Consider the following 22,982-nt stretch of genomic DNA (forward strand, 5'->3'; position numbering starts at 1 on the left):
TTCAGCGCAGGTGCGAGGCGCCGTTGACGTCGAGGATCGCGCCGGAGCTCCACGCCGCTTCCGGTGAGGCGAGGTGGACGATCGCCGCGGCGACGTCCTCGGCGGTGCCGACCCGGCCGAACGGGCTCTGGTCCCGCAGCGCTTCGCCGCCCGGGCCGGCGAGCTTGGCTTCCTGGCGTTCGGTGGCGACGAACCCGGGCGCCACCGACGTCACGGAAATCCCGTGCGGGGCCAGGGCGATCGCCATCGACTGGCCGAAGGCGTGCAGCGCGGCCTTGCTCGCGCCGTAGGCCGGGTGCTCGGGTTCGCCGCGGAACGCGCCGCGCGAGCCGACGTTGACGACGCTGCCCGGGCGGCCGTCCTCGATCAGGTGGCGGGCCACCGCCCAGGTGACGTTGGCGGCGCCGAGGAGGTTGACGTCGACCGTGCGCCGCCACACCTCCACCCACTGGTCGTAGCCGACCTCGGCCACGGCGTGGCGAGTCTGTTCCGTCGGGGCCTGGGCGGCGTTGTTGACCAGGACGTCGACGCGGCCGAGCGTCGCGATCGCTTCGTCGACGACCTGGCGCGCCGCGGCCGGGTCGCCCAGGTCGCCGGCGATGCACGTGTGTCCGGAGCCCGCCAGCTCGCGCAGCGTCGCCTCGGCGTCGTCGCGCCGGGTCGCGTAGTGGACGGCCACGCGGTAGCCGCGCGCCGCGAAGGCCACGGCGGTGGCCCGGCCGATGCCGCGGGAGCCGCCCGTGACCAGTACGCCTCTTTGCCCGGTCATCGTCCGCCTCCCGTCGACAGGGCCCGCAGTTCGTCGAAAGCTTGCGAGAGATGGATGTCCAGGCTCTGCGCGGGGTCGTCGATCCAGGCCTGGGCCGCGTGGTGGAAGGTCGCCCAGCCGGTCTGCGCGGCCAGGCCCGCCGCCCCGCTTCGGATGCCCCGCTCCCGCAGTGCTTCCGCCAGCGCGTCGGTGAGTGAGGCGTGCTTGGCCAGTTCGCGTTCGCGCAGCGCCGGGGTCGCGGCGATGATCGCCAGCCGCGGCTCGGAGAACGGGCGGTTGGCTTCGAGGATCCGCGCGGCCTTCCGGAACGCGCGCAGCAGGATCTCGTACGGCGTCAGGCCGTCGGGGGCTTCGGCCACCGCCTCGGTCATCGTGTCGCGCAGGTCGGCTTCGCCGTCGAAGAGCACTTCGCGCTTGTCCGCGAAGTGCCGGAAGTAGGTGCGCTCGTTGAGGCCGGCGCGCGCGGCGATCTCCGCGGTGGTGGTCCGGTCGAACCCGCGTTCCCCGTACAGCTCGAGGGCCGCCTGCTGGAGGCGGCGGCGCGCTTCTGCTCCGCTTCGTGGCACGAGCCGAGGCTACCGCATTCCGCCAGTGACTGGCGTCACGTTGCGCCAGTCACTGGCGCTACGCGTAGTGTCAGCGACTGGCACTAAGTCGTCTCGACGGGAGTCTTCGCATGCATGTCTTCGTCACCGGGGGTTCCGGCCAGACCGGTCCCACCGTCGTCGCCGAGCTTCTCTCGGCCGGCCACGCCGTCACCGGCCTCGCACGCTCGGAGGCCGCGGCCGCGCGGCTGGAATCGTGGGGAGCCGCCGTACTCCGCGGCTCGCTGGAGGATCTCGATGTTCTGCGCCGCGGGGCCGAGGCGGCCGACGGCGTCCTGCACATGGCGTTCGGCGGCGACTTCGCCGATCCGGACGACCTGACGCGGCGCGACACGGCGGCGATCGAGGCGCTCGGCCGGGCGGCGGGCAAGCCGTTCGTCAGCACGTCGGGGACGCTGGTCCTGCCCGGCGGCCGGGAGAGCACCGAACGGGATGAGCCCGACGCGCACGGCATCGCCGGCTTCCGCATCCCGGGCGAGCGGGCGTGCCTGGACGCCGGCGGCACGGTGGTCCGGCTGGCGCCCACCGTCCACGGCCCGCGGGACCACGGCTTCATCCCGATGCTCATCGCCACGGCGCGCAAGACCGGCGTCTCGGCGTACGTCGGCGACGGCGGCAACCGCTGGCCCGCGGTCCACCGCCGCGACGCGGCCGTCCTGTTCCGGCTGGCCTTGGAGGAGACTCCGGCCGGGAGCGTGCTGCACGGCGTGGCCGAGAATGTGACGTTCAAGGACATCGCGGAGACGGTCGCCCGGAAGCTCGGCCTGCCCGCGGTTTCCCTGACGCCGGAGGAGGCCGCGTCGCATTTCGCGAGCCCGTTCATGGCCCGGGTCCACGGCTTCGACGGGCCGGTCTCGAGTGCCGGGACGCGGCAGCTGCTCGGCTGGACGCCCGGTCACCCGGGCTTGCTGGAAGACCTGGAGAACGGCGACTACTTCGCGGCGCCCGCCTAGACTTCCCCTGATTCCGTCGGCGCTGCCGCGAGAAGTGGTGGGTACATGACATCCGGAGTGGGCCGGCGGCTCCTCGACTTCCTCCGAGAACTCGAGGCGACCACCACGTGGACGGTCGTCGCCGAGGAGGCCGGCGCCGGGTCGACGTGGCAGCTCGGCGGAACGACGTGGCAGGCGACCGTGGTCGTCGAGCCGCGGCGGTGGCTCGGGTTGGAGTTCGAGGCGCGGGACCCGGTGGGCGGCAGGCGCGCCACCTACGCAATCGACACCGATCTGTACGACATCTCGCGGAGCGAGCAGCGGGAATTCGCCGAAGAGATCGAACACGACATCATCGAGTTCCTCGACAACCTGAGAAAGGGAGCCGTCCTGCGCGGAAACGACGGGCCGGAGTTCGTGCTCGTCTTTCCCCTCGACGGTGCCTACGTCCGGGTCGTGCGGGGGCGCTTCATGACCCGTGCGTCCACGCATCCCGCACTCGCCGCCGCCCGGGCCGGCGGTGACCACGTCCCGGTGGACTGACCGGCCCTAGCTGTCGAGCAGGTCCAAGCGCGGGGTTTCCCCCGGTCCCACGGGAAAGTGGGCGATGAACGTGACGCCGTCGTCCTGCGCGTCGAAACGGGCGATGCGTGCTGCCTCCGGCTCGTAGAACACGTCGCCCGGCCGCAGTACCGACGCCGGTCCGCCCTCGATCTCGTACACCGCCGAACCGGCCTCGACGCTGCCGAACACCGGTCCATTGTGGACGTGCAGGCCGGAGCCGTGGCCGGGGGCGATCGTGATGCGGCGGATCTCGACCAGGTCGACCAGGCGGGGCGCCGGGAGCCGCTGCTCCAGCACCAGGGTCCGGCTCACCGGCGGGGCGGTGGCGGGTGCGGGTTCGGCGCCCGCGACCGGGTCGCCGATCTCCGTGGGCGTGCCGTCGGCGGGGATCTCTTCGATGGCCAGGTGCGTCATCGGCGAAGTGTCGGTCGCGCCGTGCCAGTGCCATTCGCCGGCGGCGACGCGGACCGTGTCGCCGGGCCGGACCAGCTGGGCCGGGCCGCCGCGGCGTTGCACGTACCCGGTTCCGTCGGTGACGACGAGGACCTGGCCGAGCGGGTGCCGGTGCCAGCGCGTACGGGCGCCGGGCGCGAACTGCACGCGGTCGACCTGAGTCCGTGACGGCCCGTCGGGGACGGCCAGCGACGTGACCCAGGCGCTGCCGGTGATCGCCGAAGCGGGTGCGGCGGTGCTGGTCGGCGGAGCGGGACGGACGTGCACGAAAGGACTCCTCAGAGAGCGGTGAGCAGGGAGAGAACGCCGGAAACGGCCTGGTCGAACGGTTCGGGTGCGGCGGCGGCGCGAGCGAGCACATAGCCGCCCTGCAGGACGGCGACGACGGTGGCCGCCAGCGCCGCGGTGTCCAGCCCGGCCGGCAGCTCACCCGCGGCCCGGCCCTCGTCCAGAACCTCGGCCAGCCGGGCCCGCAGGCGCCTCAGGGTCTCGTCGACCGGCGCGCGCAGCTCCGGGTCGGCGACGATGTCGGGGTCCTGCGTGAGCCGGCCGATGGGGCAGCCCTTGAGCACTTCGCGCTCACGACGCAGGTACGCGGTGATCCGCTCGACGGCGGTCCCGGGCGTGCGCAGCTGGGCCTCGGCGGCCGCCAGCAGCTCGTCCGCGCTGCGCCGCACGGCCTCCAGGGCCAGCTCCCGCTTGCCGGAGAAGTGGTGGTACATGCTGCCTTGCCCGGCGCCGGCGTGCTGCTGGATGGCCTTGGGGCTGGTGCCCACGTAGCCGCGTTCCCACAACAGCTCACGGGTGCTGTCGACGAGCTGGTCCCTGGTGCTCACGCCGAGCACTGTACATACCAGTAGGTACAGAAACCAGGGTCGTGCCCTCGAAACTCGGCGGGAGAACTCAGTGCACGGGCTGGAGGAGGGGGCGCGGCCGCGCGAGGACCGCGCTGACCTGGCCGTCTTCCGGGGACGGCGGCGTCAGTCCCGGGCCGGGCGTCATCACCGTCTCGGCGAGCGCCACCTCTTCGCCGCAGTGCCGGCAGGTGCCCGACTGCGCGACTTCGCCCTCGCAACCCGCGTGGACGAACACGCGGCGCCGCCCGCTCGGCGCGTAGTGCTCGTCGCCCCAGGCCGACAGGGCCCGGATGACCGGCCAGAGCCCGCGGCCCTTCGCCGTCAGCTCGTACTCGCTGCGCTTGCCGGGGCCCGGGACGCGGTCCAGCACGCCTTCGCCGATCAGGAACTCCAGTCGTTCGGTCAGGACCGCGCGCGGGATGCCGAGGTGCTCGACGAAGTCGCTGAAGCGGCGGACGCCGAAGACGGCGTCGCGGACGATCAGCAGCGTCCAGCGCTCTCCGACGATCTCCAGGGCGCGGACCATCGAGCAGGCCTGGTTGGTGTATTCGCGGGGGAGTGCCATGAGTCCCAGTCTGCCACAAAATAGTTCGTTCATCGAACCAATCGTGCTAGCCTTCCGGCGGAAGAGTTCGGTCACCGAATCAATGGAGTCCGCATGGCCAGCCGCACCGGAGCCGTACTCGTCGCTTCCGGCGGCGCGACCCTGCTCGCTCTCTTCGTCTTCACCGCGCCGCTCTCGATCGTCCCGGCCGTGGCCGGCGGCCTCGGGGCCGGCGCGGTCGCGACGTCGTGGATCCTCAGCTCGATGAGCCTCGGCCTGGCCGTCGCGCTGCTGCCGGCCGGCGCGGTCGGCGACGACTTCGGCCGTCGGCGCGTCTTCGTCGCCGGCGCCCTCGTGACGGCTGTGGGGTCCGTGCTGTGCGCGGTCGCGCCCGCCCCGCTGATGTTCATCGGCGGCCGGGTCGTCGAAGGCCTCGGCTCCGCCGCGCTGATCGCGTGCGGGCTCGCGGTGCTCGGACCCGCGTTCCCGGACGCCGCCGGTCGCGCCCGCGCCACCGGGCTGTGGGGCGCCTGCGTCGGTGCGGGCATCGCGATCGGCCCGTTGGCGGGCGCGGCCCTGAACCACGACTGGCGCGTGCTCTACGTCGTGATCACGGTGCTGTCGCTCGGGGTGGCCGTGCTCGGGTGGGTCCTGCTGGAGGAGTCCGTTTCGGCGCGGGCGCGGACGGTCGACCTGCCCCGCGCGCTGCTGCTGGGCGGCGGACTCGCGGCGCTGCTGGCCGCGCTGACCGAAGGCAGGCAGGGCTGGACGAGCCCCCTCGAACTGACCCTCGTCGCGGCGGCGGTCGTGCTGCTCGCCGCGTTCTTCGCCCACCAGAACTCCGCCGGCGGCGGGATGCTCGACCTGGCACTCTTCCGCCGCCCGGCGCTGGTGTCGGCGACGGCGGGCGCGTTCGTGGCGGGTGCCGGGGTGACCGCGCTGATGGCGTTCCTCGGCACGATGCTCGAGAACGGCCTCGCGGTCAGCCCCCTGACGGCGGCGCTCGTGGTGCTGGGCTGGTCGGCGACGAGCGTGGTTTCGGCACTGCTCACGCGCCGGCTCCCGGCCGCGCTCTCCGGCGGTGCGCGGCTGAGCGCGGGCTTCGTCGTGGTGGCCGCGGGGCTGGTCCCGCTCGCGTTCGTCACCCCGGCCTCGGCGCCGGCGGCCCTGCTGCCGGGCCTGGTGGTCGCGGGCTTCGGGACGGGCGTGGTGAACGCGTCGCTCGGGCGGGAAGCGGTGGCGAGCGTGCCGCCGCACCGGGCCGGCATGGGCAGCGGCATCAACAACACGAGCCGCTACGTCGGCGCGGCGCTAGGCGTCACCGTGGTCAGCGTGCTGGCGGTCCACGGCACGCCGACGCCGGCGACGCTGACCGCGGGCTGGAACACCGCGGTCCTCGTGGGCATTGCGGTATCGCTGGTGGGCGCGGCGGCGATCGCGGCATTGACAGTCCGGGCGAAGCGCGCCACGGCGGCGGTCGCGGCCTGACGGTGGGTGCCGCCCCCGCACGGGTAACCGGTCTTGATGGACACGAGGCGAGGTGGGCAGGCCTCGGCGGGGCGGACTGGCTTCGGTGCTCAGCGAAGTGGCTCGCGATCCGCAGGCCGAGCCGGACGCGCTGGCGACGATCACCCGGGCGGCCGTCGAGCACGTCGGCGGGGGTGAACCTGCTGGGGAACGGCGTGATCACCACGGTCGCGCCGACCGAGCACACCTGCGCGCGGCCCTGGGCGCCCGTGGCGTGATCGGGATGGCCAAGGGCATCCTCGTGGAGTGGCACGACATCGACGCCGAGCGCGCGTTTTCGATGCTGGTGCACGCTTCGCAGCACGCCAACCGGAAGCTGCGCGAGGTCGCGGAGTGGCTGGTCGGCCACCGCGGCGAGCGCCCCGACGGTCGTCCGCCCGCTAAGAAACGGCTCCTGACCGGGCGACGAGCCGGCCTCGCTCCGACTCGGGGAACCGGTCGAGCATGACGCGCAGCTCGCCGGCGGTGACGTTCGCGCCGAAGGCTTCGGCGCCCGGTTCGAGCCGGACGCCCTCGGCCAGGGAACCGGCGAGGAGCGGGTCGAAGCCCAGTGCGTCGACCAGCTCGGCCACGCGCGCCACGTCGGCCGGGTCGTTGCCGGCGACCGCGATCGCCTTGCGGCCCGGTGTTCCCGCGGGGCGGGCCTCGTCCTCGAGATCGTGGTAGCCCATGTGGTTGAACGCCTTCACGACGCGTGACCCGTCCAAAAAGGACTGCACGGTCTCGCTGGTCGACACGAGCAGGTCGTCGCGGACGCCGTCGACCTCCCACCAGTAGTTCATCGCGTCGACGACGAGCTTCCCGGCCAGCGCTTCCACCGGGACGGTGCGGTACTTGCCCAGCGGCAGCGCGAGTAGCACGACGTCCGCCTTCGCCGCCGCGTCCGGCGCGGTCGTCGCGATCGCGCCGGGCGTGAGGACGTCGACCGTCAGTGCGATCTTGTCCGCCGCGCCCGAGCCGGCCACGAGCACCTCGTGCCCGGCGGCGAGGGCGAGCCGGGCCAGGACCGTGCCGACCTTGCCCGCGCCGAGGATGCCGATGATCATTTCGCCTCCGAAAGGATGTCGCGCACCAGCGGGATCACCTTGGTGCCGTACAGCTCGACGGCGCGCAGACGCGCGCTCGCCGGCTGCGATCCCGAGCTGTAGATGAGGTCGAACCGGCCGACGCCCAGCTCCGCGACCGCGCCGGCGATCTTGCGGGCGACGGTCTCGGGGGACCCGATGTAGAGCGAACCGTGCTCGATCTCGCGGTCGTACTCTTCGCGCCGGATCGGCGCCCAGCCGCGCAACGCGCCGATCCGGTCGCGGATCACGCGGTAGCGCGGCCAGAACACCTCGCGCGCCTCGTCGTCGGTGTCGGCGACGAACCCGGGGGAGTGCATGCCGACCGGGTGGGCGGTGGTGCCGAACTGCGCGGCCGCCTTGCGGTACAGGTCGAGGTAGGGCGCGAAGCGCTGCGGCGGTCCGCCGATGATCGCCAGCATGAGCGGGAGGCCGTGGTGGGCGGTCCGGATGACCGACTGGGGTGACCCGCCGACGCCGACCCACGTCGTCAGCCGGCCGGACTCGGTCTTCGGGTAGACGTCGGCCTCCTCCAGCGATGGCCGCAGTTTTCCCTGCCAGCTCACGGGTTTCTCGTCGAGCAGCCGCACGAACAGGTCGAGCTTCTCCTCGAAAAGCGCGTCGTAGTCGCTCAGGTCGTAGCCGAACAGCGGGAACGACTCGGTGAACGAGCCCCGGCCGAGGATGACCTCGGCGCGGCCGTCGGAGAGGGCGTCGACCGTCGCGAAGCGCTGGAACACGCGGACGGGGTCGTCGGAGCTCAGCACCGTGACGCCGGAGGACAGCCGGATCCGCGACGTCCGGGTGGCGATGCCGGCCAGCACGGTTTCGGGCGTCGAGATGGAGTACTCGGGACGGTGGTGCTCGCCGAGGGCGATCACGTCCACCCCGATCTCGTCGGCGAGGACGGCTTCGTCGACCACCTGCCGGATGGCGGCGGCGTGGGAAAGCGGCCGGCCGGCGTCGTCCTCGGGGACGTCGCCGAAGGTGTCGAGGCCGAATTGCACGTCAGACACGGGAAGGCTCCTTCGCGAGCAGTTCGCGCACCCGCGGCGCGACCTCGCTGCCGAGCAGCTCGATCGTCCGGGCCCGGGCGGCCCGCGGCAGGTGCATGATGTCGTACTTGAGGTCGAAGCGGCTCAGGCGCAGGTCGCGCGCCACGGTCGCGATCTTGCGGGCGACCGTGTCCGGGGAGCCGACGAACAGGGTCCCGGTGTCCACTTCGGACAGATAGCGGCGGCGATCCGGTTCGTAGAAGCCGCGTTCGGCGGCGATCCGCGTCACGACCGGGTGCCAGTACCGCCACCAGGTCTCGACGGCTTCCTCGTCGGTGTCCGCGATCAGGCCGAGGGAGTGCTGCCCGATGGGCTGCGGTGACTGCCCGAACTGCTCGAGCGCTCGCCGGTACAGCTCGACGTGGCCGGCGAACCGCTGCGGGCGGCCGCCGATGATCGCCAGCATGGGCGGGAGCCCGTGGCGGGCCGCCCGCACCACCGAGTCCGGGCTGCCGCCGACGCCGATCCAGGTCGGGATCCCGCCCGGACGCATCCGGGGGTGCAGCGTCTGTTCGGTCAGCGGCGCGCGTGTCCCGCCGGACCAGGTGACGCTCTCCTCGCGCTGCAGCCGCAGGAACAGGTCGAGCTTCTCCTCGAAGAGCCGCTCGTAGTCGGCGAGGTCGTAGCCGAACAGCGGGAACGACTCCGTCGCCGAGGCCCGGCCCAGCACCAGCTGGGCGCGTCCGTCCGAGACGGCGTCGAGGGTGGAGAACTCGTGGTAGAGGCGCACCGGGTCCTGGGTGCTCAGGACGGTCACCGAGGTGCCGAGCTTGAGGCGCTCGGTCGCCGTCGCGATCGCCGCCAGCAGCACGGGCGTGGCGCTGTCGTTGTGGCCCTCGCGGTAGTGCTCGCCGACGCTGAAGACGTCCAGACCCGCCGATTCGGCCAGCCGTGCCTCCTCGACCAGCAACCGGACGGTCTCCGCGTCGCTCAGCGCGCGGCCGTCGTCCGTGGCGACCTCGCCGAACGAGTTCAGTCCCAGCTCGATCATCGTGGCTCCCTTGATTGACACGTCAATCATTCGCTCGATATGATTGACGTGTCAACTAGGAGGAAGCGTGACCCGGACGACACGGCGGCGTGTGCTGCCGACCACCGAGGAGCTGCGCGTCTGGCGCGGCTTCATCGAGACGGCCGAAGCTCTGCGCGCCGAGCTCGGCGCGCGGCTGCAGGCGGAGTGCGCGCTCTCGCCGGGGGACTACGCGGTGCTGCTCGCGCTCAGCGAGGCGGACGGCCAGCGGCTGCGGTCGTCGCAGCTCGCCGACGACATCGGCTGGGAGCGCAGCCGCCTGTCCCACCACCTCGGCCGCATGGAGAAGCGCGGACTGCTCCGCCGCGAGGAGTGCCGGACGGACAACCGGGGAGCCGAGGTGGTGCTGACGACCGAAGGTTCGGCGGCCTTCCGGGGCGCGACGGTCCCGCACCTGACGGCGGTCCGCGAGCTGTTCGTGGACGCGCTGACCCCGGAACAGCTCACCGCGGCCGGCGAGGTCGCGGCGGCGCTCCGGGCCAAGCTCGGCTAGAGGCCGTACGTCTTGCCGATGATGTCGCGCTGGATCTCGCTCGTGCCTCCGTACACCGTGGACACCACGGTCGACCGCAGGAGGCGTTCCATGCCGTACTCGGTCGCGTAGCCGTAGCCGCCCATCATCTGCATTCCGTCCAGCGCCATGGCCTTCGCGAACTCCGTCGCCTTCAGCTTGGCCATGGATGCCTCGCGCGGCAACGGTTTCCCGTCCGAGGCGTCGATCTTGCGGGCGACGTCGTGCACCAGCAGGCGGGTGCACTCCAGCTCGGTCGCGTGGTCGGCGATCCGGTGCCGCAGGGCCTGGAACGACCCGACCGGGCGGCCGAACTGCCGGCGCTCGCGGACGTAGGCCACCGTGTCGTCGAACGCGCGACGGGCGGTGCCCAGCATGATCGCCGCCAGGATCATCCGCTCGAGGTTCAGGCCCGCCATCAGCTGCCGCCAGCCCTGCCCGGCCTCGCCGACCACGGCGTCCGCGGGCAGCCTGCAGCCGGTGAAGTAGAGGTCGTTCACCTCGCGCCCGCCCATCGTGTCGATGCCGTGCACGGCCAAGCCGTCGAGGCCGGCGGGCACCGAGAACATCGTCAGGCCGTCGTGCTTGCCGCCGTCGGCGGACGTGCGCGCGACCAGCAGGATGTGCCGGGCGAGGTGCGCGTTGGAGCACCACGTCTTCTGCCCGTCGATCACCCAGCCGTCGTCGCGGCGGACCGCCTTGCACGTCAGCGCCCCGACGTCGGAGCCGGCGCCGGGTTCGGACATCGAGACGGCCAGCACGTCACCGCGGAGGAAGTCGCCCAGCACTTCGCGCTTGCGGTCTTCCGAAGCGAACTTCTCGTACGACGCCGCGGTGATCACCGACGTGGCGAACCCGCCGATGGGCGCCTGGTGGTAGGCCGTCGTCTCCAGGAACAGCACCAGGTCCAGCATCCCCTGCCCCGCCCCGCCGTACTCCTGCGGGACGGCGAGGCCGAGCCAGCCGAGGCCGGCCATCTTCCGGTACAGCGCGTCGTCGTGCGGGGTGGTCCGGTCGCCCACCTCCCGGCGGCAGAAGTCGTCGACGGCCGCGACGAAGTCGCGTTGCTCGGTGGAAAGGCTCACGAGTGCTCCCGGCGGTAGGCGTACGGGCTCAGGCTTCGAGCAGGGGGACGAGGTAGCGCCGGGCCAGCGCGGCCAGCTGCTCCTCGTCGTCGAGGTCGATGACGTGACTGGGGATGGCCAGGAACGAGCCGGAGACCCGGACCATCAGCTCGGCCACGACGTCGGCGTCCAGCTCGGCGCGCACGTTCCCCGCGTGCTGCTCCTGCCGGAGCTGGCCGGCGACGAACTCCCGCACGGTGGCCAGCGTGCGTCCGTCGTCGGTGATCATGGACGACGCGAGCAAGCCCGGTTCCGCGGCCATCAGCCCACCGATCAGCGGGTTGCCGCGGATGGCGCGCAGCGAGCTCACGAAGCCGAGCACGACCCGGTCGGCGACCGTCTCGGCTTGCTTGATCTCGACCAGGAACCGGTCGAAGTAGCGGCGGTACTCGCGGCGGACGACGTGCTCGACCAGCGTGTCCTTCGTCGCGAACCGCCGGTAGACCGTGATGCGCGAGAGCCCCGCGCGCTTGGCGACGTCCTCCATGGTCGACCGCTGGATGCCTATCCGGCAGAACTGCTCGTAGGCCGCGTCGAGCACGCGGACGCGGGTGTCGTCGGCGTCGTCGACCTGTTCGACGGCGTCGATGTAGGCGCGCTCCAGCAGCGACTCCGCGCCCGGGGCACCGATGAACGGCTGTTCCACGACCACCTCCTGATCCTTCCACTCGGGGGCTTGCCGGGGTCAGCACATCATGCTCTGATACAAGGAGGCAAGTCGCGTATCACTGTACCTGATTGTTCGAGCATCACTGTCGATCTCGGCTCCGGAGGAGAAGCGATGGCCAAGGACGAAGTCAGCCGGCGGCTCGCGTTGAAGCGCGGCGGGGCGCTGGGAGTGCTGGGCGCGGTGACCGTGACGTCACCGGCGCTGTGGACGTGGCCGGCCGAGGCGTCGGTCGCCCGGACCGGAGCCGGCGCGGATCCCCGGTGGGTGTGGGATCCCGAGGCCGACGCGCTGCTGGCCTCGGTCATCGACCGCGGCGACGTGCCGGTGGTGAACGCGCTGCTGCGGACGTGGAAGAAGAACGGGCAGGCCCTCCCCGACGGCCTGCCCGCCGACGTGCGGGACTTCGTCGAGCGGGCGCGGCAGCTGCCGTCCTGGACCGACCAGGGCAAGCTCGCCAAGTCGTTCGCGTTCACCGAGAAGCGCGGTCTCTACCTCGGGATCCTGTACGGCCTGGCGAGCGGGATGATCAGCACGGTCATCCCGCACGAGGCGCGCGCGGTGTACTACTCCAAGGGCGGCGCGGCCATGAAGGACCGCATCACCAAGACCGCCAAGCTCGGCTACGACATCATGACGCGCAACGCCTTCGCCGCCGACGGCGAGATGATCGTGACGTGCGTGAAGACCCGGCTGGTGCACGCCGCGGTGCGCCACCTCCTGCCGCGGTCGCCGGGGTGGACGGGCACCGCCGACCAGACGGCGCCGATCAGCCAGCGCGACATGCTCGTCACGTGGCACAGCCTGCCGACGACCGTGATGGGGAAGCTGACCTCGTGGGAGGTGCCGATCCCGCGCGCGGAGTCCGACGGTTTCCTGCACTCCTGGCAGCTGACCGCGCACATGCTCGGCATCATGGACGAGTACATCCCGGCGTCCTGGACCGAAGCGAACGCCCAGGCCGAGCAGATCCTGACCCCGGTGCTCGCCCCGACCGACGAGGGCATCGCCCTGGCCGAGATCCTGCTCAACCTGGGGTCCTCTGTGGACGGTGGCGTGCTGAGCACGCACGTGCTGGGCGCGTTCACGCGGTTCATGCTCGGCGACCGGATCGCGAACTGGCTGCGCATCCCCCGCGAGCCGGTCTGGGACCCGCTGCTCGAGGTGGCGTGGGGCCCGTTCATCGCGGTCCGCGAGGGCCTGCTCCCGTTCCCGCTGGCCCCGGCGGCGTACTGGACGTTCGACGAGATCATCCGCCAGGCGACGCTGCTGTTCCTGTCCGAGGGGAACCCGATCAGCATCGAGATCCCCGACGCGAACCGCCCGTCCTGACCGCCCGGGGCCGCCGTGGCCGGGCGGCCCCGGGTTCGTCAGTCCAGCATGGAGTTCTTCGTCTCCGGGGCCCACTTCACCGACACCACGAGCCCCACCACCAGAACCAGTGTCAGGATCAGCATCGTCGGTGAGAAGCCGATCCCGTCCAGGGCCAGCGGCAGCAGGAACGTGCCGATCGCCGAGCCCACGCGGCTCAGTCCGTTCAGCAGGCCCACTCCCGAACTGCGCAGGTCCGTCGGGAACAGCTCCGGCGGGTACACCTGGTCGAGGTTGACCGCCGCCGACATGGTGAACGTGAAGACCAGGAACAGCGGGAACAGCAGCGCCGTCGGGGCGTCCGGCCAGACCGCCATCGGGGCCATCGTCACGATCAGCACCACGAACGACCAGATCGTCAGGCCGCGGCGGGTCATCTTCGCGACCAGCCACAGGCCGCCGAAGCTGCCCAGCAGCAGGAACAGGTTCAGGATGCCGTCGCTGGTCGTGTCCTCCTCGCCGATGCCGATCTTGAGCAGCACCAGCGGCAGGAACGTGTAGATCGCGAAGTACGGGATGACCTGCGCGTTGTAGAAGATCGCGCCGAACGCCGTGGCGCGGCGGTACTGCTTGCCGAACAGCTCGCGGTAGCGCGCCCGCCGCTCCGGGCGGTGGGTGGCCACCAGCTGCTCGAACGCCGCTTCGTCGCCGTGCAGCCGGCGCACCACCGCGCGGGCCTGGTCGAGGCGGCCCTGCGTCAGCAGCCAGCGCGGGGACTCCGGGACGCCGATGCGCAGCAGCACCACGGCGATCGCCGGGAGACAGCTCGTCGCCAGCAGCCAGCGCCACGAGTCGCCGCCCAGGGAGACCAGGTAGTTGCCGAGGAAGAACGCCGCGACGTAGCCCACGGTCCACAGCACCGTCAGCGACGCCAGCAGCCCACCGCGGTACTTGCGCGGGACGAACTCCGCGACGAGGGTCGGCCCCAGTGCGTAGTCGGCGCCGATCCCGATGCCGATCAACAACCGCAAGACGAACAGCTGCACGGGATCCTGCACGAAGAACTCCGCGGCCGACGCGACGGCGATCAGCAGGAAGTCCACAGTGTACAGTCGCTGGCGGCCGATCTTGTCCGCCGCCCAGCCGACCAGCACGCTGCCGAGGAAGATCCCGATCAGCGCCGACGCGCCGAGCAGGCCCTCCCACACCGCGCCGAACCCGAGCGAGGACGCGATCACCGGCAGGGCGATGCTGATGATGCCCAGCTCGTAGCCGTCGGAATAGTTGGCGCAGAACGTCAGTGCCGTGATGCGCAGGTGGAACCGGTTGAGGGGGACGTCGTCGAAAGCGGTGACCGCCTCACTCGGGGAGGAAGAGGTCTTGCTCTGCGGCATAGTCTTCGAAGCCTTCCAGTCGTTGCCGGGCCGTGGCGCCGGCCGCGTCGGCCATCGCCTCGACCAGCGCCACGGTCAGCGAGACGACCGCGGCGTGGGAGTCGAACACGAACTCCGACGCGACGCCCGCGCTGAGCACGTCGTCGGCGAGAGGGGTCAGCGCCGTGACGGGCCGGTCCGTGATCAGGAGGGTGCGCAGGCCGAGCGCGCGGGCCTGCTCGAGCGCGGCGGCGCTTTCCCGCGGGTAGCGGGGGAGCGCGACCAGGACCAGCGTCCGCGCGCCGCACCGGTGGGCGTGGCGCAGGGAGTCGCCGAAGACGCTGCCGGAGTCGGTCAGCAGGCGGACGTCCGGGTGGATCTTCGTGGCCAGGTAAGCGAAAGCGGCCGCTTGGGCCGCGGAGACGCGGTAGCCCGCGACGACGAGCGGGACGGATTCCATGAGCCCCGCCGCGAGCGTCCGCAGGCGGGTGTCGTCGGCCAGCTGCGCTCGCAGGGCGCCGAGGTTCCGGACGTCGGCGTCGATCGCGTCCTGGAACTTGTTGCCGCCGCACTCCGGCTCGGGCTCGGCCGCCGCTTCCCGCAGGTAGCGGCGGAACCCGGCGTAGCCGTCGAACCCGAGCAACGCGACGAACCGGGTGACCGACGGCTGGCTGACCTGCGCGTACTCGGCGAGCTCGGCGCTGGTGAGCGCCACGGCCTCGGCCGCGTGGTCGGCGAGGTAGCTGGCGATGCGCCGCTGCGCCGGGGTCAGCCGGTGGGCGGTGAGCAGCTCGTGCAGCGACCGGGACACCGGGTCTCCGTCCTTGTGTGAATGAGTAGTTTCATGTCACCTTAGGAATGAATGAAAACTTGTCAAGAGCGCTTGTCAGGGAAGGTGGCGATGACCGACACCAACCGCATCGAGATCAGCGGGGCCGGCCTCCGCTGCGCCGACGTGGTGCGCGTGGCCCGGCGCAGCGCGTCGACGGAGCTCGGGGCCGACGCGCTGAAGAAGGCGGAGTCGAGCTATCAGCTGGCCGTCGAGCTGGGCGCCAAGCGCGCGGTCTACGGCCGCACGACCGGGGTCGGCGCGAACCGGCACACCGTCGTCGACCCGGAGTCGGCCGACCACCACGGCCTGCGCCTGCTGCGCAGCCACGCGGGCGGGACCGGCGACCCGCTGCCGGACGACGCCGTGCGCGCGGTGATGGCCATCCGCCTCAACCAGCTGGCCGCCGGCGGGAGCGGCGTGCACCCGCGGCTGCTGGAGGTGCTGCAGACGGCGTTGCGCGTCGGCGCGCTCCCGCACGTCCACTCGCGCGGCGCGATCGGCACCGGCGACCTCGCCCAGCTCGCCGAGATCGCCCTGACCCTGGCGGGGGAGCTGCCGTGGGCGGCGGGCGACCTCGACCCGGTCGCGATCAGCCCGGGCGACGCGCTCGCGTTCATCTCCAGCAACGCCGCCACCCTGGGCGAGGCCGTCCTGGCCTGGCACGACCTCAGCCGGCTGCTCGCGGCGAGCCACGTCGTCACGGCGCTGACGTTCTGCGCGCTCGGCGGCTCGGCCGAGGCGTACTCGGAGCGCGTCCACGCCGCGCGGCCGCACCCGGGCGCCGTCCACTGCGCCGCCGAGATGCGTCGCCTGCTGACCGGCGCCGCCGAAGGGCGGCGGCTGCAGGATCCGTTCGGGCTACGGGCGTTCCCGCAGGTCCAGGCCCCGGCGCTGGACGCCGTGGCGGCCGTCGAAAGCGTGCTGGCCATCGACATCAACGCCGCCGCGGAGAACCCGCTGATCGACGTCGAGACCGAGCAGGCCTACCACCACGGCCAGTTCTCGACCGCGCACGTGGCGCTGGCGTTCGACCAGCTGCGCGCGGCGCTGCACCACGTCGCGGAGCTGTCCACCGCGCGGCTGGGCGACCTGGTGGAGCCGGACCTGAGCGGGCTGCCACCGTTCCTCGCCGAGGGGCCGGCGGGCAGCTCGGGGATCATGATCCTGGAGTACGTCGCCCACGACGCGCTGGGCACGCTGCGGCACGCGGCTTCGCCGGTCACGCTCGGGACCGCGGTGATCTCCCGCGGGCTGGAGGATCACGCGAGCTTTTCGACGCACGCCGTCCGCAGCACGGTCGCCGCCACCGCGGCGTACCGGACGGTGCTGGCGTGCGAGCTGCTCGCCGCGGTCCGCGCGCTCCGGCTGTCCGGGGTCCGGCTACCGGACACGCCGCTGCGGGAAGCGTTCCGCCTCGCCGACGGCGGCCTCCCGCACATCCCGGAGGACCACCCGCTCAGCGCGGAGATCAAGCAGGCCGAACGGCTCCTGGACCGGCTGGCCGTGCTCTGATGCCCCGGCAGTCACGCGTGCTGCCCGCCGGAGCACGCGTGATGCCGTTCCGGACCCGGGTTCGCTCAGAGGCCGCACGCCTTGGTCAGCGCGGTGACCTGCTCGGACTTGCGCCGCACCCAGTCCGCCGGGCCGGTGACCAGGTCGTCGACCGTGGTCTCGCGCAGCGTGGTCGCCAGGGAGCCGATCGCCTCGCCGGCGGTCGTGCCGGCGGCGCGTTCCGCGAGGGCCGTCAGCTCCCGGCCGGCCTCGTGCGCGCGGTCCGCCGCGGCTCGCGGGTCGGCGAGGTCGGGGGTGGCGGTGGCGATCCGGACCGCGTCGGTGCAGACGCTGACCGTCGTGGCGGCGTTGCCGACGCGGTCGGCGGTTTCGGAAGCCGCGCCGCAGCCCGTGAGAGCCAGCAGGAGACCGCCGGCGATGGCCGCTGTCGTGAGTCGTTTCATCGGGTTTTCCCTTCGACCGGAGCGTTGCGCGTCTTGAGGAGGCTCGCGGCGACCGCCGTCGCGAGGATGAGGCCGACCACGCCCAGCGAAAGCGCCGTGGAGATCTTCCAGATCTCCAGCAGCAGCATCTTCACGCCGACCCAGACCAGGACCAGCGCCAGACCGAACTTGAGGTAGACGAACCGGTGCATGAGGTCGGCGAGCAGGAAGTACAGGGCGCGCAGGCCGAGGATGGCGAACGCGTTCGACGTGAACACCAGGAACGGTTCCTGGGTCACGGCGAAGATCGCGGGGATCGAGTCGACCGCGAAGACGACGTCGGTGACCTCGATCAGCACCAGCACGGCCAGCAGCGGCGTCGCCACCCAGCGGCCCGCTTCGCGGACGAGGAACTTCTTGCCGTGGTGGACATCCGTCGACGGGACGAGCTTGCGGAAGACACGCAGGACGACGTTCCGGTCGTAGTCCACCGTCTCCGAGCGGTGCAGCGCCATCCGGATGCCGGTGAGGACGAGGAAAGCGCCGAACACGTAGAGGATCCAGGCGAAGCTCGCGAGCAGCGCCGAGCCGGCGGCGATGAACACCGCCCGGAAGACCAGGGCGCCGATGACGCCGTAGAAGAGGATGCGGTGCTGGTGTTCGCGAGGTACGGCGAAGTAGCCGAAGATGATCGCGAACACGAAGACGTTGTCGACGGCCAGGGATTTCTCGATCACGTAGCCGGCGAAGTACTGACCGGCGAGCTCCGCGCCCCAGACCCACCAGACGACGGCGCCGAACGCGACGCCCAGCGCGACCCAGACAGCGGACCAGGTGAGCGCTTCGCGGACGCCGACGACGTGCGCCTTGCGGTGGGCGAACAGGTCGACCGCGAGCATCAGCAGGATGACGCCCAGCACGGCGGCCCAGGCCCAGATGGGGACGGTCACAGCAGACTCCTCCGGTTCGGTGGCGAACCGGAGGTCTTCCCGACCACCCAGAAGGTGGCGCCGGCACCGGGTCTGCGCAGAGACAGCCGTATTGACGATGCCGGACCGAGCGGGTACTCCCCTCCGTCTCCTCCAGAATGACGAACTGTGCTTCGTCTGTCAAGTGTGGACGGCTATGCTGCGACGATGGCCACGTGGACGTTCCTGAGCAACCACGCGCACGTTCTGCTGTGCCTGGCGGAGAACCCGGACCACAAGCTGCACGACATCGCCGAGCGCGTCGGCATCACCGAGCGTGGCGTCCAGCTGATCCTCGCGGACCTGATCGCGGGCGGCTACGTCGAGCGCGAGCGCGTCGGCCGGCGCAACCACTACACGATCCATCCGGAGAGCCGGTTGCGCCACCCGCTGGAGGCGCACCACCGGGTGGCGGAGCTGGTGGAGGCCCTGGGCCCGGAGCGTCCCCGCGTGCGAAGCGGCGCTAAGATTCCGTAAATTCGCGTGAACTCCTCCGCGTCCTGGCGCGAAAACCGGCGCCCGGCCGGAGCGGGCCAGTAGGGTCCGGCGTGCCCGGCGCCGAGGAGGAGCACGTGAACGGGAAGACCACCACGACGGACACCGTCCGCCTGGGCCTGGTGATCGGCGCGCTCGGCGTCGTGTTCGGGGACATCGGCACCAGCCCGATCTACACGCTGCAGACGGTGTTCAGCCCCGGTGACCCGCATCCGGTCCCGGTGAGCGCGGACAACGTGTTCGGCGTGGTGTCGCTCATCTTCTGGTCGGTGATGATCATCGTGACCGTCACGTACGTGCTGCTGGCCATGCGCGCCGACAACGACGGCGAGGGCGGCATCATGGCCCTCATCACCCAGCTGCGGCGCGTGCGCGAGCCGAGCGGGCGTCGGACCGCACTGGTGCTGGCCGGGCTCGGCATCTTCGGCGCCGCCCTGTTCTTCGGCGACAGCATGATCACCCCGGCGATCTCCGTGCTGTCCGCGGTCGAGGGCCTCAAGCTCGTCTCGGACGACCTCGACGCCTGGATCGTGCCGATCACCGCCGTGATCATCATCGGGCTGTTCCTGGTGCAGCGGCGCGGCACCGCGGCGGTCGGGCGGGCGTTCGGGCCCGTCATGATCGCGTGGTTCGGGGTGGTCGGCGCGTGCGGGATCGCCGGGATCGCCGGGCACCCGGAGATCCTGAAGGCGCTCTCGCCGACGTACGCGATCGGGTTCATGGCCGGGCACTTCGGCATCGCGTTCTTCGCGCTGGCGGCGATCGTGCTGTCGGTGACCGGCGCCGAAGCGCTGTACGCCGACATGGGCCACTTCGGCCGGCGCGCGATCACCCGGGGCTGGTTGTTCCTGGTCCTGCCCGCCTGCGTGCTCAGCTACCTCGGGCAGGGCGCCCTGATCCTCGAGGACCCGGCGAACGTCAGCAGCCCGTTCTTCCTGCTCGTGCCGAGCTGGGGACGGCTGCCGATGGTGGTGCTGGCGACGGCGGCGACGGTGATCGCGTCGCAGGCGGTCATCACCGGCGCGTACTCGGTCGCCGCGCAGGCCGCCCAGCTCGGGTACCTGCCCCGGCTGCGGATCGCGCACACGTCGGAGACCGAGCGGGGCCAGATCTACGTCCCGTGGATCAACTGGCTGCTCCTGGTTTCGGTGCTGACGCTGGTCTTCGCGTTCCGCAGCTCGACGGCGCTGGCGTTCGCGTTCGGCATGGCGGTGACCGGCACGATCACCATCACGACGCTGCTGTTCTTCTACGTCGCCCGGACGCGGTGGGGGACGCCGGGCTGGCTGCTCGGTGCCGGCGCGGCCGTCCTGCTGACCGTGGACCTGCTGTTCGTCGCGGCCAACCTGACCAAGCTCGTGCACGGCGCGTGGCTGCCGCTGCTGATCGGTCTCACGGCGTTCACGATCATGACGACGTGGCAGCGCGGCCGCCGGATCGTCACGGCCGAGCGCGAACGTCGTGAGGGCCCGCTGCCGGAGTTCATCGAGGGACTGCACGAAACACCGGTGCAGCGGGTCCCGGGCACGGCGGTGTTCCTCAACCGCGGCGGCCGGACCGCCCCGCTGGCCCTGCGCGCGAACGCCGAGCACAACCACGTCCGGCACGAGCAGGTCGTGATCCTGTCGCTGGAGACCGAGCCGGTACCGCGGGTACCGACCGAGGAGCGGGTGAGCGTCGCGGACCTCGGGCACGCCCACGACGGGATCGTGTTCGTCACCGCGCGGTACGGCTACATGGAGACCCCGGACGTCCCGGGCGCGCTCGCCCTGCTCGACCCGGAGCAGACCGAAGGCCGCCTGCGGCTGGACGAGGCGTCGTACTTCCTGTCCAAGATCGAGCTCCAGCGCGGCCCCGAGCCGACGATGGCGGCCTGGCGCAAGCGCCTGTTCATCGCGACGTCGTACATCACGGCGGACGCGGCGGAGTACTTCGGCCTGCCCCGGGACCGCACGGTGATCATGGGCTCCCACGTCGACGTCTAGATGTGATGTCCGGGGAGGTTGGTCAGCCGGGTGACCGGCGGCTTGCCGCCGGTTGAGCTGTGGGGTCGGTGGTGATTGTAGAAGTGCAGTCAGCCTGGTAGCGCCGCCCGGCGCAGGCTCTTGGACGGGTCGAACCGGGCGTAGGCCCAGCCTTCGGCCAGGGTGCGGTGGAAGCGTTCGATCTTGCCGTTGGTTCGCGGCCGGTAGGGTCGGGTCCGTTTCGGAATGATTCCCAGGTCGGTGCAGGTGTCGCGCCAGGCATGAGATCGGTAGGCGGAGCCGTTGTCGGATAGGGCCCGTTCGACGGTCACACCACGGGCGGCGAACCAGGCGACGGCCCGGTGCGGGACTGCGGTGGCGGTGACCGCGGTTTCGTCGGAGTGAATTTCGGCTTAGGCGACGCGGGAGTGGTCGTCGATGACGGTGTGGACGATCGAGGCGGGCAGGCGGCGGTCTCGCAGCGACCATGAACATCTTCGCCGCCGCGGTGCAGGTCCAGCCCTCTTCGACGATCAGGCGGGCAAGTCGCAGCCAGGTGCGTGGGGTCAGGGTGGCGTTGGGGTGGGACACGAAGGCCTCCGGTGGGTGATGTGGTTCCTAGACAGCTCCACTTCACATCCGGAGGCCTTCACCTGTCAGCGGACAGGCCGTCACCGGTCACCTCAACTCGGGACAACGTCCCTGGACATCACGTCTAGAGCAGCGGCAAAGCCAGCCGGAAGCAGGCGCCCTCGCCGAGGGCGGTCTCCAGTTCGACGTCGCCGCCGTGTGCCCGGGCCAAAGACCGGGCGATCGACAACCCCAGGCCCGCGTCCGCGCCGCCCGTTCGGGTGCGGGACCGGTCGGCGCGGTAGAAGCGGTTGAACACCTTCTCCGCCTGCTCGGCCGTCATCCCCGGACCTTCGTCCACCACCTCGAGCACCGCGCGGCCGTCGGCCGTGCCCACGCCGATGCGGACGGGCGTGCCGGGTGGGGTGTGCGCCGCCGCGTTGCCGACCAGGTTGGTGACCACCTGGCGCAGCCGGGCTTCGTCCGCGTCGACCGGGGCCGGGCCCGGTGGTCCGGCTCCGCCCGGCCCGGTCAGGGAAATCTCGCGAGAAGGATCCAGCGCCCGCAGGTCGTGGCGCGCGTCGCCGGCGAGGGTGCGCAGGTCCATCGGGGCGCGGTCGAGCTGGTCCTCGGGTGCGTCGTCGAGCTGGGCGAGCAGCAGCAGGTCCTCGGTGAGCGCGGTGAGCCGGGTGGCTTCGCGGTCGATGCGGCGCATCGCGTCGTCCACATCGGACGCTCCGGTCAGCGCCCCCATCCGGTAGAGCTCCGTCGACCCCTTGATCCCGAACAGCGGCGTCCGCAGCTCGTGGCTGACGTCCGCCACGAACGTGCGCATCCGCGCCTCGGACGCCGCCCGGTCGGCGAACGCCTCCTCCAGCTGGCCGAGCATCGTGTTGAGCGACGCCGCGAGGTGCCCGATCTCCGTGCCGGGCGAGGCGAGACCCGGGACGCGCCGGGTGAGGTCGCCGCCGGCGATGGCGGCCGCCGTGTGCTCGATCCGGCGCAGCGGCCGCAGACCGCGGCCGAGCGCGAACCAGCCGGCGGCGGTCAGCACGACGAGCAGGCCCGCGCCGGTGACCAGGCTGCTCACCCGCAGCTGGGTGATCGTGGCGTCGGCTTCGGCGAGCGGCGCGGCCGAAACCACCGTCCCGCCCCAGCGGACCGCCCGGAGCGCGACGGCACGCCAGCGCTGTGACCCGTCGGCGGCGTCCAGGTCGACGGCCGTCCCGTCGGCGGGGACCGTGCGCAACGCGTCGGACGGCGGCAGCGCCGCGCCGGGCACCCGCGAGGAGTGCAGGCCGCCCACCACCGCGCCGCCGGTGTCGAGGTAGACGACGTACGGCGTGCCGAACAGGCCGAGCGCGGGGTCGAGGAGGTCCGGCCGCACCGTGGGGTTCTCGGCGGGCGGCGGCCCCGCGGCGCGCGAGATGAGCTCGGTCATCGACCGCAGCTGGCCGTCGAGCCGGTCGAGCTGGAAGCGCTCCAGCCGACCGGAAACCAGCGTGCTTATGAGGGTCAGGCCGGCCAGCAGGAGACCCGCGGTGAGCAGGAGCAGCCGGGCGCGCAGCGACAGCCGCCTCACCGCCGGGGCTCCCGCAGCACGTAGCCGACGCCGTGCACGGTGTGGATCAGCTTCGGCTCCTCGGTGTCCACTTTCCGGCGCAGGTAGGAGATGTAGGTGTCGACGATGCTGGCGTCCCCGCCGAAGTCGTCGCGCCACACGCGGTCGAGGATCTGCCTCCGTCGTCGGTCACGAGGTAGTACCGGCGAGGTGGACGCCCCGCTGACTCTTCGGGAGTCTCCCAGCCGTCACTCAGCCAGCCGAGTTCGAGC

24 protein-coding genes and 2 pseudogenes are annotated in these 22,982 nt (G+C 71.8%); 9 read left to right on the plus strand and 17 right to left on the minus strand.

The annotated features are described in order from the left end of the window. Nucleotide 1: 1 nt before the first annotated feature. Together ABZ342_RS14180 and ABZ342_RS14185 are read right to left on the minus strand one after the other, a co-directional pair. Nucleotides 2-769: an SDR family oxidoreductase gene (locus ABZ342_RS14180; protein ID WP_360472674.1), complete on the minus strand. Its 768-nt coding sequence runs from the start codon at nucleotides 767-769 to the stop codon at nucleotides 2-4. Beyond that, nucleotides 766-1,335, minus strand: coding sequence for a helix-turn-helix domain-containing protein (locus ABZ342_RS14185; RefSeq protein WP_360472677.1), 570 nt, complete (start codon nucleotides 1,333-1,335; stop codon nucleotides 766-768). Before ABZ342_RS14185 ends, ABZ342_RS14180 begins: the two co-directional genes overlap by 4 nt. Before the next feature lie 110 nt (nucleotides 1,336-1,445). Between ABZ342_RS14185 and ABZ342_RS14190 the strand changes: the two genes are divergently transcribed. Together ABZ342_RS14190 and ABZ342_RS14195 are read left to right on the plus strand one after the other, a co-directional pair. Further along, nucleotides 1,446-2,327 carry an SDR family oxidoreductase gene (locus ABZ342_RS14190; RefSeq protein WP_360472679.1) on the plus strand — a complete coding sequence of 294 codons (882 nt, stop codon included), beginning with the start codon at nucleotides 1,446-1,448 and terminating at the stop codon, nucleotides 2,325-2,327. Between the two features lie 45 nt (nucleotides 2,328-2,372). After that, nucleotides 2,373-2,849, plus strand: a complete 477-nt coding sequence (locus tag ABZ342_RS14195; RefSeq protein WP_360472682.1) for a hypothetical protein — start codon at nucleotides 2,373-2,375, stop codon at nucleotides 2,847-2,849. 6 nt (nucleotides 2,850-2,855) lie between these two features. Here ABZ342_RS14195 and ABZ342_RS14200 read toward each other — a convergent pair whose 3' ends face one another. From ABZ342_RS14200 to ABZ342_RS14210, 3 genes are all read right to left on the minus strand, one after another. After that, a complete protein-coding gene (locus ABZ342_RS14200; protein ID WP_360472685.1) occupies nucleotides 2,856-3,590 on the minus strand; it encodes a cupin domain-containing protein in 735 nt (244 codons plus the stop codon). An 11-nt stretch (nucleotides 3,591-3,601) separates the two neighbouring features. Beyond that, nucleotides 3,602-4,159: a TetR/AcrR family transcriptional regulator gene (locus ABZ342_RS14205; RefSeq protein ID WP_360472688.1), complete on the minus strand. Its 558-nt coding sequence runs from the start codon at nucleotides 4,157-4,159 to the stop codon at nucleotides 3,602-3,604. A gap of 67 nt (nucleotides 4,160-4,226) precedes the next feature. Continuing rightward, nucleotides 4,227-4,745, minus strand: a complete 519-nt coding sequence (locus ABZ342_RS14210) for a helix-turn-helix domain-containing protein (RefSeq protein WP_360472691.1) — start codon at nucleotides 4,743-4,745, stop codon at nucleotides 4,227-4,229. Between the two features lie 93 nt (nucleotides 4,746-4,838). Here ABZ342_RS14210 and ABZ342_RS14215 point away from each other — a divergent pair, with 93 nt between their 5' ends. Continuing rightward, nucleotides 4,839-6,212: an MFS transporter gene (locus ABZ342_RS14215; protein WP_360472694.1), complete on the plus strand. Its 1,374-nt coding sequence runs from the start codon at nucleotides 4,839-4,841 to the stop codon at nucleotides 6,210-6,212. 85 nt (nucleotides 6,213-6,297) lie between these two features. Next, nucleotides 6,298-6,699, plus strand: a complete 402-nt coding sequence (locus tag ABZ342_RS14220) for an ANTAR domain-containing protein (RefSeq protein WP_360472697.1) — start codon at nucleotides 6,298-6,300, stop codon at nucleotides 6,697-6,699. Here ABZ342_RS14220 and ABZ342_RS14225 read toward each other — a convergent pair. Genes ABZ342_RS14225 through ABZ342_RS14235 form a run of 3 tightly spaced genes read right to left on the minus strand, consistent with a single transcriptional unit; the run spans nucleotide 6,632 to nucleotide 9,361 of the window. Then, the gene (locus tag ABZ342_RS14225; protein ID WP_360472700.1) at nucleotides 6,632-7,297 is read right to left on the minus strand and encodes an NAD(P)-binding domain-containing protein; all 666 of its coding nucleotides are present in this window, start codon (nucleotides 7,295-7,297) and stop codon (nucleotides 6,632-6,634) included. The genes ABZ342_RS14220 and ABZ342_RS14225 overlap by 68 nt on opposite strands. Continuing rightward, nucleotides 7,294-8,331, minus strand: coding sequence for an LLM class flavin-dependent oxidoreductase (locus ABZ342_RS14230; RefSeq protein ID WP_360472702.1), 1,038 nt, complete (start codon nucleotides 8,329-8,331; stop codon nucleotides 7,294-7,296). The genes ABZ342_RS14225 and ABZ342_RS14230 overlap by 4 nt, the downstream gene beginning before the upstream one ends. Next, complete coding sequence (locus tag ABZ342_RS14235) at nucleotides 8,324-9,361, minus strand: LLM class flavin-dependent oxidoreductase (protein WP_360472705.1); 1,038 nt, start codon at nucleotides 9,359-9,361, stop codon at nucleotides 8,324-8,326. Before ABZ342_RS14235 ends, ABZ342_RS14230 begins: the two co-directional genes overlap by 8 nt. Before the next feature lie 67 nt (nucleotides 9,362-9,428). Between ABZ342_RS14235 and ABZ342_RS14240 the strand changes: the two genes are divergently transcribed. Then, the gene (locus ABZ342_RS14240; RefSeq protein ID WP_360472708.1) at nucleotides 9,429-9,893 is read left to right on the plus strand and encodes a MarR family transcriptional regulator; all 465 of its coding nucleotides are present in this window, start codon (nucleotides 9,429-9,431) and stop codon (nucleotides 9,891-9,893) included. Here ABZ342_RS14240 and ABZ342_RS14245 read toward each other — a convergent pair. Then, the gene (locus ABZ342_RS14245) at nucleotides 9,890-10,996 is read right to left on the minus strand and encodes an acyl-CoA dehydrogenase family protein (RefSeq protein ID WP_360472711.1); all 1,107 of its coding nucleotides are present in this window, start codon (nucleotides 10,994-10,996) and stop codon (nucleotides 9,890-9,892) included. The two genes, ABZ342_RS14240 and ABZ342_RS14245, sit on opposite strands and share 4 nt — an antisense overlap. Nucleotides 10,997-11,024: 28 nt before the next feature. Further along, nucleotides 11,025-11,681, minus strand: coding sequence for a TetR family transcriptional regulator (locus ABZ342_RS14250; RefSeq protein ID WP_360472714.1), 657 nt, complete (start codon nucleotides 11,679-11,681; stop codon nucleotides 11,025-11,027). A gap of 135 nt (nucleotides 11,682-11,816) precedes the next feature. Between ABZ342_RS14250 and ABZ342_RS14255 the strand changes: the two genes are divergently transcribed. Further along, nucleotides 11,817-13,034: an oxygenase MpaB family protein gene (locus ABZ342_RS14255; protein ID WP_360472717.1), complete on the plus strand. Its 1,218-nt coding sequence runs from the start codon at nucleotides 11,817-11,819 to the stop codon at nucleotides 13,032-13,034. Between the two features lie 38 nt (nucleotides 13,035-13,072). Here ABZ342_RS14255 and ABZ342_RS14260 read toward each other — a convergent pair whose 3' ends face one another. Both ABZ342_RS14260 and ABZ342_RS14265 read right to left on the minus strand, forming a co-directional pair. After that, the gene (locus tag ABZ342_RS14260; protein ID WP_360472720.1) at nucleotides 13,073-14,407 is read right to left on the minus strand and encodes an MFS transporter; all 1,335 of its coding nucleotides are present in this window, start codon (nucleotides 14,405-14,407) and stop codon (nucleotides 13,073-13,075) included. After that, nucleotides 14,373-15,197 carry a MurR/RpiR family transcriptional regulator gene (locus ABZ342_RS14265; RefSeq protein WP_155543196.1) on the minus strand — a complete coding sequence of 275 codons (825 nt, stop codon included), beginning with the start codon at nucleotides 15,195-15,197 and terminating at the stop codon, nucleotides 14,373-14,375. The genes ABZ342_RS14260 and ABZ342_RS14265 overlap by 35 nt, the downstream gene beginning before the upstream one ends. Nucleotides 15,198-15,287: 90 nt before the next feature. On the opposite strand from ABZ342_RS14265, the gene ABZ342_RS14270 reads away from it, so the two are divergent. Then, nucleotides 15,288-16,730 (plus strand): aromatic amino acid ammonia-lyase, encoded by a 1,443-nt coding sequence (locus ABZ342_RS14270; RefSeq protein ID WP_155543197.1) that lies wholly within the window; start codon nucleotides 15,288-15,290, stop codon nucleotides 16,728-16,730. Nucleotides 16,731-16,795: 65 nt separating this feature from the next. Here ABZ342_RS14270 and ABZ342_RS14275 read toward each other — a convergent pair whose 3' ends face one another. Together ABZ342_RS14275 and ABZ342_RS14280 are read right to left on the minus strand one after the other, a co-directional pair. Further along, the gene (locus ABZ342_RS14275) at nucleotides 16,796-17,173 is read right to left on the minus strand and encodes a bacteriophage spanin2 family protein (protein ID WP_360472723.1); all 378 of its coding nucleotides are present in this window, start codon (nucleotides 17,171-17,173) and stop codon (nucleotides 16,796-16,798) included. Continuing rightward, entirely contained in the window at nucleotides 17,170-18,102 is a 933-nt protein-coding gene (locus ABZ342_RS14280) for a TerC family protein (protein ID WP_360472726.1), read from the minus strand. Before ABZ342_RS14280 ends, ABZ342_RS14275 begins: the two co-directional genes overlap by 4 nt. Before the next feature lie 186 nt (nucleotides 18,103-18,288). Between ABZ342_RS14280 and ABZ342_RS14285 the strand changes: the two genes are divergently transcribed. After that, nucleotides 18,289-18,597 carry a winged helix-turn-helix domain-containing protein gene (locus tag ABZ342_RS14285; RefSeq protein WP_360472728.1) on the plus strand — a complete coding sequence of 103 codons (309 nt, stop codon included), beginning with the start codon at nucleotides 18,289-18,291 and terminating at the stop codon, nucleotides 18,595-18,597. Nucleotides 18,598-18,692: 95 nt separating this feature from the next. Beyond that, complete coding sequence (locus ABZ342_RS14290) at nucleotides 18,693-20,600, plus strand: potassium transporter Kup (RefSeq protein WP_360472731.1); 1,908 nt, start codon at nucleotides 18,693-18,695, stop codon at nucleotides 20,598-20,600. Here the strand turns inward: ABZ342_RS14290 and ABZ342_RS14295 are convergent. The 3 genes and pseudogenes from ABZ342_RS14295 to ABZ342_RS14305 form a co-directional block, all read right to left on the minus strand. Continuing rightward, nucleotides 20,597-21,049: pseudogene (locus tag ABZ342_RS14295) on the minus strand (integrase core domain-containing protein); the annotation flags it as partial. The gene ABZ342_RS14290 and the pseudogene ABZ342_RS14295 overlap by 4 nt on opposite strands. 245 nt (nucleotides 21,050-21,294) lie before the next feature. Next, on the minus strand, nucleotides 21,295-22,731 hold the full coding sequence (locus ABZ342_RS14300; RefSeq protein ID WP_360472734.1) for a HAMP domain-containing sensor histidine kinase: 1,437 nt from the start codon (nucleotides 22,729-22,731) through the stop codon (nucleotides 21,295-21,297). Next, nucleotides 22,728-22,886, minus strand: a pseudogene (locus ABZ342_RS14305) (helix-turn-helix domain-containing protein); the annotation flags it as partial. The gene ABZ342_RS14300 and the pseudogene ABZ342_RS14305, both read right to left, overlap by 4 nt. Between the last annotated feature and the right edge of the window lie 96 nt (nucleotides 22,887-22,982).

Origin of the sequence: Amycolatopsis sp. NPDC005961, from assembly GCF_040629235.1 — a bacterium.
Taxonomy (GTDB): Bacteria; Actinomycetota; Actinomycetes; order Mycobacteriales; family Pseudonocardiaceae; genus Amycolatopsis; species Amycolatopsis camponoti.